2 protein-coding genes are annotated in these 1092 nt (G+C 51.2%); both read left to right on the top strand.

Translation table 11 applies throughout. The features are described from left to right. Positions 1-192: oligopeptide/dipeptide ABC transporter ATP-binding protein (locus KDK17_RS10500; protein WP_373691587.1), on the top strand; the 192-nt coding region annotated here is incomplete at its 5' end. Beyond that, positions 189-1092 (top strand): oligopeptide/dipeptide ABC transporter ATP-binding protein (locus KDK17_RS10495; RefSeq protein WP_257288037.1); only part of this gene is annotated, 904 nt, incomplete at its 3' end. The genes KDK17_RS10500 and KDK17_RS10495, both read left to right, overlap by 4 nt.

Here is a 1092-nt window from a genome sequence, read left to right as displayed (position 1 = left end):
ATTCCGGGTAATCCTCCGAACCTGCTGAGCCTGCCACAGGGCTGTCCTTTCCAGGAGCGTTGCCCTCATGTCATCCCACGTTGCCAGCAGGAGGCCCCCCCTCTGGAGAACTTTGGTGACGGTCGCCAGAAAGCCTGTTTCTGGACACCTGATACCCCCGTTAATACTTCCGGCAGGGAGGTGGCAGCATGAGCCTTCGGCGCAACAAAGATAGCTTTCAGCGCAAAAATAGCCTTCAGCCTATTTTGAAAGTTCGGGATGTAAAGGTTCACTTCCCGATTCATAAAGCCAAAAACTGGCCCTGGGAGAAATCCCCGGTTCTGAAAGCCGTTGATGGTGTCAGTTTTGATCTCTTCGAAGGAGAAACTCTCGGCGTCGTGGGTGAGTCTGGTTGCGGCAAATCAACACTGGCCCGCTCGATCATTGGTCTGGTGAAAGCTACAGAGGGTGAAATCCTTTGGCAGGAAAGCAATATTGCCGGGCTACCAGAAAAAGCCATGAGAGAGATCCGCAAAGATATCCAGATGATCTTTCAGGATCCTCTGGCGTCACTGAACCCGAGAATGACCGTAGGCGATATCATTGCCGAACCTCTGCGCAACTATTATCCGGAACTCTCGAAAGATGACATTCTTTCTCAGGTTCGTGAAATGATGGCCAAGGTAGGTCTTCTGCCAAACGTGATTAACCGTTATCCCCATGAGTTCTCTGGTGGTCAGTGCCAACGGATTGGTATTGCCCGGGCACTGATTCTCAAGCCGAAGCTGGTGATCTGTGATGAGCCGGTGAGTGCTCTGGACGTTTCCATTCAGGCGCAGGTAGTTAACCTGCTGAAAGAGCTTCAGAAACAAATGGGTCTGTCCCTGATCTTTATTGCTCACGACCTGAGCGTAGTGAAACACATCAGTGACCGGGTCTTGGTGATGTATTTGGGTAATGAAGTGGAAACCGCCAAAGCTGAACCCATGTATGATACTCCGCGTCATCCTTATACCAAAGCTCTGCTGTCAGCGGTGCCTATCCCTGATCCGGAAATGGAAAAAAAGAAGGAGATTGAACTGCTGGAGGGCGACCTGCCATCGCCTATCAATC

The organism is Endozoicomonas sp. SESOKO2, assembly GCF_024606245.1.
GTDB lineage: Bacteria > Pseudomonadota > Gammaproteobacteria > Pseudomonadales > Endozoicomonadaceae > Endozoicomonas_A.
The sequence above is the reverse complement of the archived record's forward strand: the minus strand, read 5'-3'. Positions and strand labels throughout refer to the sequence as shown.